Source organism: Kitasatospora sp. NPDC059599 (assembly GCF_042735125.1).
Classification (GTDB): domain Bacteria; phylum Actinomycetota; class Actinomycetes; order Streptomycetales; family Streptomycetaceae; genus Kitasatospora.
In genome coordinates this window covers 1-10,118 of record NZ_JBHWCL010000234.1, presented here as the reverse complement: position 1 = coordinate 10,118, position 10,118 = coordinate 1, and the positions used below count along the sequence as shown (strand labels likewise).

The following is a 10,118-nucleotide window of genomic DNA, read 5'->3' as shown; positions in this document are numbered from 1 at the left end:
TCTGATGTGCCGTGCTCGCCGTGCTCGCCGTGCTCCCCGTGCTCGCCGTGCTCGCCGTGCTCGCCGTGCTCGCCGTGCTCGCCGTGCTCGCCGTGCCCGGCGGGGGCGCCGGGCAGGCAGTGGCACTCGCCGGGGACGGGGCCGTTGACGTGCCCGTGGCCCTCGTGGCCGGGCCCGGCGGAGTGCTCGGTGCCGGCCGTTCCCGCTCCCGCCTGCGCGGGCAGCGTGGTCGGTGTGGACGGCGTGGACGGCGCCTGCCCCACGAGCCGCTCGCCCTCGTCGGGCTGTACGGCATCGATCTGTGCCCCGTCGGCTTCCCCGTCACCGGTCGCCGTCGGCGCGGTGTCGGGGTTGTCGTCGGTCAGGCGGAGGGCCGACGTGGAAGGGAAGTCGCTGCGGCCGGTGAGGGTCCAGGTGTCACGGGCCGACGTGCCTCCCTGCTCGGCCATACGCAGAAGGCTGTCGACCCATTGGCCCTGAGCCGTCGCCGTGCCGGTGTCGGCGACGGGCGAGGCGTAGGCCTGGCCGCCCGTGCCCCAGACGAGGGCGGCCGAGGTCAGCCCGGACAGGACCAGGGCGGTGATTCGAGTACGCATGATGCTCCCGGATGATCCGTAAAACGGATCTTCCGTATACAGTTCCGCGCCATCCGGCAAAGACGCGCGTCGCTGCCGAGTCACCGCAGCGGCCCAACGAGATACGGCAAACGGACGTACGCTCCCCGCCCGGCCCGGCACCTCGCTCCCGTACCCGCGTCAGCCCTGGGACCAGCCCCGCGACACCCGTACCGGCCGCTGCCCGACCACCCGTACGGCGGACGGCATCCGTGCCGGTCCGCTCCACCCACCGCCGCCTGACCGGGTGCATCCGGCCAGGGAAATCCCACTCCCCGCCGACGCATCCCCGAGGCGTTTCGTGACGGTGCGCTACCGGCGGTGGCGTGCGGGGGCGGTGAACCGTGGTGACCATCCCTTCCATGAGCATTTCGATCCCGGCAGCTGTCCTTGCCGGCTGCACCACTGCCCTGCTCCTCCAGCCCGCGGCCGTCGCCGTGGACGGTTCGAGCAGCCCCACGGCCACGCTGCGCACCTCCGTCGGCGGCGGCTCGGTCACCTCACTGGCCTTCGGCGCCGGGGGTGCCCTCGCGCCTCGGGAAACCCGTCCGTTCGAACTCCTCGGTGTCGTCTGGGACGGTGCCCCCGACGCCCTCGCCCAGGGGTCCGTACGGGTCCGCACCCGCGACTCCACCACCGGCCGCTGGAGCGACTGGCGTCCACTGGAGGCCGATGCCGCGGACGCCCCCGACACCGTGCCCCACGGCGCCACAGCCCCGCTGTGGGCCGGGCGCAGCGACGGCGTTGCCGTGGACGTGCGTCCCGGTCCTGCCGGACTGCCGCACGGCCTGCGGGTCGAACTCGTCGACCCCGGGCAGGGAGCCGCCACCGCGGACCGGCGGACCCTGCCCGAACGCCCGGCCGGACCCACCGACACCGCTGGGCGCCCCGAGATCGTCACCCGCGCCGGCTGGGGCGCCGACGAGTCCATCCGCGAGGCGGGATTCGGGTACACCGGCCCGGTCCGGGCGGTCTTCGTCCACCACACGGCGAGTGCCACCGACTACGCCTGCAGCGACGCCCCCCGGATCATCAGGGCGATCTACCAGTACCACGTCCAGAGCAACGGCTGGCGGGACATCGGCTACAACTTCCTGGTCGACCGCTGCGGCACCGTCTACGAGGGCCGCGCCGGCGGCGTCGACCAGCCCGTCCTCGGTGCCCACACCCTCGGCTTCAACAGCAACTCGGCCGGTGTCGCCGCGATCGGCACCTACACCTCGGACGTCCCACCGCAGGCGCTGCAGGACGGCCTCGCGAAGATCGCGGCCTGGAAGCTCGGCCTCACCGGCCAGATGGCCGGGGGCACCACCCGGTTGACCTCCTCCTCCGACGGCAGCCGGTATCCCAAGGGCACCGTCGTGGACTTCGACACCATCTCCGGCCACCGCGACGGCTTCGCCACCGAGTGTCCCGGTGGAGCCCTCTACGCCAGGCTCCCCGCCATCCGCAGTGCGGCCCTGATCCTCCAGGACGGCTGAGCCCGCCGGACGGCCGCGCCGAACTCCCTGGACCGCACGGACCGTACGGCGGTCCACGGCAGGGCGGAGCCGGCCGGCGTCCGGCAACTCGACGGGCTCGGACGGAACGCGAACGGGGTCCGGCACCTGGGGAGGTGCCGGACCCCGTCCGACTGTGGAGCGCCGGGCCGGCTGCGCGGGTCAGGGACGTTCGAAGTGCTGGAGCACGCCGCCGACGGAGAAGCAGAGGGCGCCCGTGAGGGTGCCCCAGTCGGCGATGTCCGCGTTGACCAGACTGCCGGTCGCGGGGCGGGTGTAGGCGGCGAGTGCCGACACCATGAAGAGGACGGATCCGAGCTGGTTGACGGCGGTGATCCACCAGCCGAGGCTGCGGCGGCGGACGCAGGGCAGGCGGGTGTGACAGATCTCGACGAAGGCCAGGTGACCGGAGATCAGGAAGAGCACGCAGCCGATGACGTCGGGAGTCCAGATCAGCCGGTTGACCTGCTGGACGTTCAGCCCCTGGAGGAAGGAGTCCAGCAGGTTGACGCCGAACACGAGGGTCCCGGCGAACAGGGCGGACGCGCTGAGCCAGTCCACCCGCATCGGCTCGTAGCTCCACCAGCGCCAGCGGCGGGTGACCAGTCGGCCTTCGCCGCCCGGGACGTGCCGGGGGGCGTTGACGACCTGGAGCAGGGAGACGTACCCGCCGGTGTTGAAGAAGAGGCCGCCGGCGAAGTAGATCGACGCGCAGGTGGTGGCGTCGCCCCCGCCGAACTGGGCGACGGCGGCGCCGGCCGCGAACAGCGCTCCGCCGATGACGAAGGCGGTGGCGGCGATGGCGTTGAGCCTGCGCAGCCGGGTGATCGCAACGGCGTCGGCGCTGGCGTGCCGGCGTGCCGGGGCACCGGGCGGGTGGACGGCGATGAGTCCGCGCCGCCGGGCGAGTCGTGACTCCCAGACGGCGGTGCCGCCGCCTGGCGGCCGCCAGGTGAGCCGGGTGGTGAACGGTCCCGCGCCCTCGGCGCGCTGCTCAGGCTGCCCCACGGGCCGAGACTAGCCCGCCCGCCGGACCACCGGGGTGGCGAAACACCGGTCGAGGGCGCAACGGGTCGTGACACCGTGTGACCCGGCCCGCCCACGGCCCCCGCCCGCGGCCCCCGCCCGCGGAGCCCCGGCACCCCCCGCCCGCGGAGCCCGGGCAGCGGGGCAACCCGTCCGCGCTGCTCCGTCAGGCGTCGTCCCGGGCCCGTCGCTAGCATGGGAGCCGCCGCACGAACGGCAGGAACCGGCCCCGTTTCCCCAGGAGCGGGGCCGGTCCACAGGTGATCCGCCGGCAGTCGATGCGCGGACGCACCCCGGAGGGATGGCGAACCGTGAGCAGTGCGCCCGTCGGCGGGTCCTCGCGCTACCTGGTGCTGTCGGCGATGATCTTCGCCGTCGCGATGACCTTCATCGACCAGACGATCGTGTCGATCGCCGTACCGAACATCCAGCACGAGCTGAAACTGACCAGCACGGGGGTGCAGTGGGCGGTCAACGCCTACCTGCTGACCCTGGCGGCGTTCTTCGCCTTCGGCGGTCGGCTCGCTGACACGGTCGGCCACCGCCGGATGGTGGTGGTCGGGGTGCTGGTCTTCGCGGGCGCGTCGGCCTGTTGCGGTCTCACCCCCACCGGGAGCCTGGCCGAGGCGTGGCTGATCGCCTTCCGCGCGGTCCAGGGCTTCGGCGGCGCCCTCATGTTCCCGGCGGCGCTGGCGATCGTGGTGCAGAACTTCGTGCTGCGCGAGCGGGGGCGGGCGCTGGCCCTGTTCTTCGGCATCGCGGGCGGTCTGACCGCGATCGGGCCGGTCCTCGGCGGCTACCTGACCGAATGGACCTGGCGGGCCATCTTCTGGGTGAACCTCCCGGTGGCCGCGATCGCGCTGGTGCTGATCGCGATCTCGAAACCGGTGACGCAGAGCCGGCCGGCGCCCATGGACTACCGCGGCCTGGCGCTGATCGCCGGCGGTGTCGCGCTGAGCGTCTTCGGGTTCCAGCAGTCGCAGGTCTGGGGCTGGTCGAACCCGGCGATCGGGCTCTGCATCGCGGCCGGCGTTCTGCTGCTGGTCGTCTTCGTGTTCGTCGAGAAGCGCACCGCCTCGCCGCTGATCCAGGTGGACATCTTCCGCATCCGGGCGTTCTCCGTGCAGAACCTGGTGCTCGGCATCTCGATGCTGGTCTTCGTCCCGGTGTTCTTCTTCTCCAGCGAGTACGCGCAGATCGCGCTGGGCGACTCCTCCTCGACCGCCGGCATCTTCCTGCTCTACTTCTTCATCGGGTTCGTGATCGCCTCGCAGATCGGCGGCCGGATGCTCGACCGGGGCGGCGCGAAGCGGCCGGTGGTGCTCGGGTGCGTCCTGGCCGCGTTCGGGTTCTACCTGTGGGCGGGCGACGTGACCACGCTGAGCTTCGGCGACCAGCAGTGGGACATCGTGCTGGCCGGCGCGGGCATGGGCTTCATGCTCTCCCCCGCCAGCACGGACGCGGTCAACCGCGCCTCGCGGCTGTCCTACGGCGAGGCGACCGGCATCACCCAGACGGTCCGCAACTACGCCGCGAGCCTGGGACTGGCGGTGCTGGGCACCGTCCTGGTGACCGACCTGCGCTCCCGGCTGACCGACTCGCTGGTCGCCCAGGGGCTGCCGCCGGATCAGGCGGCCGCCACGGCCGCACACCTCTCCCAGGTCCAGGCGCAGAGCGGCGGGAGCGGGGGCACCGCGAGCATCCCGCCGTTCTTCCGGGCCGACTTCGCCCACGCCACCCAGACGGTCTTCTACTGGATGGCGGCGATCATGGCCGCGGCCGCGGTGGTGGCGATCGTCGGCCTGCGTCCGGGCGTGCAGGCCGAGCCGTCCGCCGAGGAGCAGGAGCCCTTGCCTGCCGGGCGCGAGCCGGGCCAGGGCTGAGCCGGGGCGCTCCCGGTCGCGGCCCCGGCCGCGTCCGCCGCGCTGGGAGGGCCGTCAGCCGAGTTCCTCGGCGAGTCCGACGACGATGCCCTCGGGGCCGCGGACGTAGCGGAGCCGGTAGCCGGTATCCGGTATCCGGTCGGGATGCGTCCTGGTGCCCGGTCGTGGGCCCGGGGCTTCGCGGCTCATGACCGGCCGTGCTCGCGCAAAGGACCGTTCAAGCGGGATCGGACCGTCCGCGAACGGACTGGAACGTTCCCGCTGCGGTGAACGCGTCGGTGATCGGCGCGATGAGCGCGGCGAAGCGGCGGGCGCCCGCGTTGCCGATCGGTGCCCACAACGCGGCGCAGTGCTCGTCCGTTTCCACGTCGATGCGCTCGCGTGCCGCCCTGCCGGCGTCGGTGACCACGGCGTCGGAGTCGAGCCAGCCGCGTGCGACGAGGCGTGCCGTCGCCGCGTTCCACTCCTCGTCGTCCCACTGACGGGTCGCTCGTGCGAGAGCCATCGGGAGGGGGCCGGTCGCGGTGTGCAGAACGAGGCAGTCGCACGGCCCGAGGCCGTTGTCGGCGAGTACGACGAGATGGGCGTCGCCGCGCCACTCGCGCGCCACCGTGATCTGCTGCCAGAGCGCGACGAGCGGATCGGGGGGAAGCCCGACCGAGGCGTTCGCGGCGGCCAGCACCTTTCCGGCGTAGTCGGCACCGGCGACGACCGGGTCGATCAGCGAGCGGGCCTCGACACGGTGGTCGTCCGTGAGACGTACGCCGACGCGCCGCATCGCCCGTCCGGCGGCCAGGAACCGGGCGGCCTGCCACCGCTCGGGCGGTGCGGTGTCCCACACGCCCGCCATGGCCCGTACTGCCTGCGGGCTGAAGTTGTAGAAGGCCGCGAGCGTGACCTGCCACGGAACGGCGCCCATCGCGGCCGACCGGAAGGCCAGGTAGGCCGGCCCGCGGTCGGTGACGCCGAGCTCGGCCGCCTGCTCGGCGGTCTCGGGGGCGAGGTAGATGAACAGGTGGGCGGCGCTGACGGCGTGGCTGACGGTGCGGACGGCGTTCAGGTCCATCGGGCCGTCGCCGGTACGGGCGGAGGCGGGAAGGGGGTCGAGGTGCATGGCGGTGGTGTCTCCGGGAGTCGGGTGGCGCTGTCGTGCGGGGGTTTCGGCAGTGGCGACGGGCACCGCGCGTCCGAGGGGTGTCGAGGGCATGCACCACGACGAAGTGACGGTGGCGGACGTCTCTACCGGCTACTGAATCGACGATAACACGGATAATCGATTATCCAGGGGATCATCTAGGATGAGCTCATGACTCAGACGGCGCAGTCCTCGACCCCGCCGGGGAAGCAGATGCTCTCCGAGCAGGTCTACGCGCACCTGCGGGACGCGATCATGCGCGGGGACCACGCCCCTGGTGCCCCCTCAAGCCGCAGGACCTCGCCAGGGAGCAGGGCGTGAGCCTGGCCGTGGTGCGCGAGGCGCTCGTGCGGGTGGTCGGTGAGGGGCTCGCCGACCGGCTGCCCAACCGCGGCTTCGCCGTCCCGTCCTTCTCCGACCGCCGCTGGCAGGAGATCGCGGAAGCCCGCCGGACCGTCGAACCGGTCGTCCTGCGCATGTCCATCGAGCGCGGCGACGTCGACTGGGAAGCCCGCGTGCGGGCCTCCCACCACCGACTGGCGCGCACCCCGGCGTACGAGCCGGAGGAGGGCGAGTACTACACCGGCGCGTGGGCCGAGGCTCACCGGGCCTTCCACCGCACGTTGCTGGAGGGGTGCGGAAACCACGCACTGCTGGAGACCTTCGACCGGTTGTGGACCGCGAGTGAGCTGGCCCGCCGCTGGTCGGCGCACCGCAACCCCGACCGGGACGGCGCCGAGGAACACCGCAGGCTGGAGGAGGCCGCGCTGGCCCGCGACGCCGACACCGCCGCCGAGATCCTGGTCCGGCACCTCACCCTGACCGCGGCCGCTCTGACCGACGACTCCGGTCAGGCCCTCCAGGAGTGCGCCACGACGGCGAGGTCGAGGCGGGAATCCGGCTCCGGCTCGAACCGGCCGTGGGTTCACGTGGGTCCGGAAGAACGGGGACGGGGACGGGGCCCGTCGGCCGGCGTCGGTGAGCCGCGCGGGTCGAACCCGGCGATGTCGACGTCTCAGTTCGCCGGCGCGTGAAGCCCGCGCTCGGAGCCGACGGGCGCCGCCTTCAGCACGCCGAGCAGGCGGGCGACCTCGGTGGCGACGGCGGCGCGGGCGGGCCCGAGGTAGCGGCGGGTGTCGACCAGCCGGGTGTCGTCGGCCAGGGCCCGGCGGACGGCGGTGGTGAACACCCGGTTGAGGTGGGTGGCTATGTTGACCTTGGTCATGCCGGCGTCCACGGCGGCGGTGAGGTCCTGGTCCGCCACGCCGGAGGAGCCGTGCAGCACGAGCGGGACCGGCACGGCCTCGTGCAGCCGTGCGATGAGTGCGAAGTCGAGGACCGCGTCGCGGGTGAGCATGGCGTGGGAGGTGCCGACGGCCACCGCGAGCGCGTCCACGCCGGTGGCGGCGACGAATGCGGCGGCCTCGGCGGGGTCGGTGCGCACTCCGGGGGCGTGGACGCCGTCCTTGCCGCCGACCTCGCCGAGTTCGGCCTCGACCCAGACGCCGGCGGCGTGACAGTGCCGGACCACCTCGGCGGTGGTGCGCACATTCTCCTCGTAGGGGAGCGCAGAGGCGTCGTACATGACCGAGGTGAGGCCCAACTGCACTGCTTCGTGGACGAGTTCGATGGAGGTGGCGTGGTCGAGGTGCACCGCGACCGGTACCTTCGCGGCACGGGCGACGACCAGGGTGGCGGCGGCGATCGGGGCGAGGGCGCCGTGGTAGCGGACGGCGTTCTCGCTGATCTGCAGGATGACCGGGGCGCCGGCGGCTTCGGCGCCGGCGACGACGGCCTGGGCGTGTTCCAGGTGGATGACGTTGAACGCGCCGACGCCGCGCACGGCACCGGCAACGGGTCCGACGGTGGGTGCGGCGGCGATCGCGCCGGTTCCGGTCAGGGGCACGGGTCGGGCTCCTCTGCTGCGAAGGGTGCGAGATGCCGGACGTCCACGCGGGGGCGCAGGGCCCGGTGGACGGCCGGGTCGAAGTCGCCCGCGAGCGGTGCGGCGACGGCGGCCGCGGAGAGTGCCACGGCCTCGGCCAGCCGGTCGGGCCAGGGGGTGCGGGTGACCAGGCCGAGGGTGAGCGCGGCGACCGCGGCGTCGCCGGCGCCGGTGGGGTTGCCGGCCAGCCGCTCGGGTCCGCGGGCGTGCCAACTCCCGTGCGGCGTGACGGCGATGACGCCGTCGGCGCCGAGCGAGGCGACCACCGCGCCCGCTCCGGCGGCGTGCAGGGCGCGGGCGGCGGCGAACGGGTCGGCGAGGCCGGTGGCAGCGGTCAGTTCGTCGGCGTTCGGCTTGATGAGGGCCGGTCCTGCCGGAAGCGCCGCGCGCAGGGCCGCCCCGTCGGCGTCGAGTACGGCCGGGACGCCGTGTGCGTGTGCGTGCCGGAGCAACTGGGCGTAGGCGTCCCGGGGGAGGCCGCGCGGCAGGCTGCCGGAGAGGACCACCGCGGCGGCGCCCGGCAGCAGCGTGTCGAGGTGATGGAGGAACCGCTCCCACTCCTCGACACCCACCACCGGTCCGGGTTCGAGCAGCACGGTGGTGTCCCCGACGCTCTCCTCGACCACGGCCACCGTCCGCCGGGACTCACCGGGGATCGCCAGCATGCGGTCGGTCAGTCCGGCGGCGGCGAGTTCGGCGCGGATCGCCCGGCCGGTGAGGCCGCCGACCAGCCCGGTGACGACGGTCGGGTGACCGAGGGCGTGCAGGACCCGGGCGACGTTGACGCCCTTGCCGCCCGCACGCTCGGCCACCGCCCGGACCCGGTTGCTGCCGTGCGGGCGCAACCGGTCCAGGTGGTGGGTGATGTCCAGGGCCGCGTTGGGCGTGACGGTGAGGATCACGTCGCCGCTCCCGCGCCCAGGAGGTCCCGCGCGAGCAGTCCGGCCCCGAAGCAGCCTGCCTCGTGGCCGAGTTCGGCGGCACGGTCCAGGACGGTGTCGAGCACGGCCTCGGGGCCGCGCTCGGCGCGGGTGGACCAGCGCTCCGTGTGGCGCAGGGCGCCGTCCTCGGCGACCGCCGCGCCCTTGACGTGGGTGCCGACGGCGTCGAGGGCGACCACGGTGGGGCTCACGGCCGGGTCGGCACGACGGAGCGGGTGAGGTTGCGCGGCTGGTCGGGGTCCGTGCCGCGGCCCTTGATCGGGCCGTGCCGGTACTCCGTCGCCGAGACCGGGGCGTCGGCGTTGCCGGTGATGGTCCGTTCGTCGATGTCGCACCGGTCGTGGGCCCAGTCGTTCCGGTCCATCGGCGAGGTCACGGCGAGCGGCTTGCCGTCGCCCGATGTGGCGGTGGGGGAGGCGTGCGCGGTGGTGGCGGTCAGCGACAGGGCGAGTCGGCGCGGGGGCGTGCGGACGAGGTGCACAGCCAGCTCCTTGTATCGAGGATGCCGAGGAGACGTGCGCACCAAGTGCACTGTTTCTGCGCATTCATGTCAATAGAACCGGCAAATACTGCAACTTTGAGCAGAAATGCAGAGGGGCCGTCATCTGCCACGCCGCACCGTCGTGAACCGGCCGTCGCCGACGGCCCAGCGGCCGCGGCGCATCACGGCGACCAGGTCGTAGGTCCCGGAGTCGACCACGACGAGGTCGGCGAGCTTGCCGGTCTCCAGCGAGCCGACGGAGTCGCTCAGGCCGAGCAGCCGGGCCGGGGTCGCGGACAGCGACTCGACGGCCTGCGGCAGCGTCATCCGTCCCGCGGTCAGGGACCGTCGGAGGACCCGGTCGAGGGTGAGGGTGGACCCGGCGATGGAGCTGCCGTCGGGGAGCATCGCGACGCCGTCCTTGACCCGGACCTGGAGGGGGCCGAGGGGGTAGAGGCCGTCGCCCATGCCGGCGGCGCCCATGGCGTCGGTGATGAGGGCGACGCGGTGGGGGCCGGCGGTGCCGTAGGCGAGGTCGAGGACGGAGGGGTGCAGGTGGACGCCGTCGTTGATGAGTTCGACGGTGACCCGTTC

General features: G+C 73.5%; 10 protein-coding genes and 2 pseudogenes. 3 read left to right on the top strand and 9 right to left on the bottom strand.

The features are described 5' to 3' along the window. Positions 1 to 596: pseudogene (locus ACFV04_RS42070) on the bottom strand (hypothetical protein); the annotation flags it as partial. Between the two features lie 380 nt (positions 597 to 976). On the opposite strand from ACFV04_RS42070, the gene ACFV04_RS42065 reads away from it, so the two are divergent. Continuing rightward, positions 977 to 2,095 (top strand): peptidoglycan recognition protein, encoded by a 1,119-nt coding sequence (locus ACFV04_RS42065; RefSeq protein WP_380536393.1) that lies wholly within the window; start codon positions 977 to 979, stop codon positions 2,093 to 2,095. 180 nt (positions 2,096 to 2,275) lie between these two features. Here ACFV04_RS42065 and ACFV04_RS42060 read toward each other — a convergent pair whose 3' ends face one another. Next, positions 2,276 to 3,121 (bottom strand): hypothetical protein, encoded by an 846-nt coding sequence (locus ACFV04_RS42060; protein WP_380536391.1) that lies wholly within the window; start codon positions 3,119 to 3,121, stop codon positions 2,276 to 2,278. 329 nt (positions 3,122 to 3,450) lie between these two features. Here ACFV04_RS42060 and ACFV04_RS42055 point away from each other — a divergent pair, with 329 nt between their 5' ends. Further along, entirely contained in the window at positions 3,451 to 5,022 is a 1,572-nt protein-coding gene (locus ACFV04_RS42055; RefSeq protein ID WP_380536390.1) for an MFS transporter, read from the top strand. Positions 5,023 to 5,076: 54 nt separating this feature from the next. Here the strand turns inward: ACFV04_RS42055 and ACFV04_RS42050 are convergent, their stop codons facing one another. Both ACFV04_RS42050 and ACFV04_RS42045 read right to left on the bottom strand, forming a co-directional pair. Then, entirely contained in the window at positions 5,077 to 5,211 is a 135-nt protein-coding gene (locus ACFV04_RS42050) for a hypothetical protein (protein ID WP_380346505.1), read from the bottom strand. Positions 5,212 to 5,239: 28 nt separating this feature from the next. Next, positions 5,240 to 6,136, bottom strand: coding sequence for a hypothetical protein (locus tag ACFV04_RS42045; protein ID WP_380536388.1), 897 nt, complete (start codon positions 6,134 to 6,136; stop codon positions 5,240 to 5,242). A gap of 192 nt (positions 6,137 to 6,328) precedes the next feature. On the opposite strand from ACFV04_RS42045, the pseudogene ACFV04_RS42040 reads away from it, so the two are divergent. Further along, positions 6,329 to 6,999, top strand: a pseudogene (locus tag ACFV04_RS42040) (GntR family transcriptional regulator); the annotation flags it as partial. A gap of 173 nt (positions 7,000 to 7,172) precedes the next feature. On the opposite strand, the gene ACFV04_RS42035 reads toward ACFV04_RS42040, so the two are convergent. The 5 genes from ACFV04_RS42035 to ACFV04_RS42015 form a co-directional block, all read right to left on the bottom strand. Next, positions 7,173 to 8,063: a ketose-bisphosphate aldolase gene (locus ACFV04_RS42035; RefSeq protein ID WP_380536387.1), complete on the bottom strand. Its 891-nt coding sequence runs from the start codon at positions 8,061 to 8,063 to the stop codon at positions 7,173 to 7,175. Then, positions 8,054 to 9,004, bottom strand: a complete 951-nt coding sequence (locus tag ACFV04_RS42030) for a 1-phosphofructokinase family hexose kinase (RefSeq protein ID WP_380346501.1) — start codon at positions 9,002 to 9,004, stop codon at positions 8,054 to 8,056. Before ACFV04_RS42030 ends, ACFV04_RS42035 begins: the two co-directional genes overlap by 10 nt. Continuing rightward, complete coding sequence (locus tag ACFV04_RS42025; protein ID WP_380536385.1) at positions 9,001 to 9,234, bottom strand: hypothetical protein; 234 nt, start codon at positions 9,232 to 9,234, stop codon at positions 9,001 to 9,003. The genes ACFV04_RS42030 and ACFV04_RS42025 overlap by 4 nt, the downstream gene beginning before the upstream one ends. Further along, positions 9,231 to 9,524, bottom strand: a complete 294-nt coding sequence (locus ACFV04_RS42020) for a hypothetical protein (protein ID WP_380536384.1) — start codon at positions 9,522 to 9,524, stop codon at positions 9,231 to 9,233. Before ACFV04_RS42020 ends, ACFV04_RS42025 begins: the two co-directional genes overlap by 4 nt. Positions 9,525 to 9,644: 120 nt before the next feature. Beyond that, positions 9,645 to 10,118 (bottom strand): amidohydrolase family protein (locus ACFV04_RS42015; RefSeq protein WP_380536382.1); only part of this gene is annotated, 474 nt, incomplete at its 5' end.

Coding starts and splice junctions, on each gene's coding strand:
- ACFV04_RS42065 (WP_380536393.1), top strand. CDS start 977: ATGAGCATTTCGATCCCGGCAGCTGTCCTTGCCGGCTGCACCACTGCC.
- ACFV04_RS42050 (WP_380346505.1), bottom strand. CDS start 5,211: ATGAGCCGCGAAGCCCCGGGCCCACGACCGGGCACCAGGACGCATCCC.
- ACFV04_RS42045 (WP_380536388.1), bottom strand. CDS start 6,136: ATGCACCTCGACCCCCTTCCCGCCTCCGCCCGTACCGGCGACGGCCCG.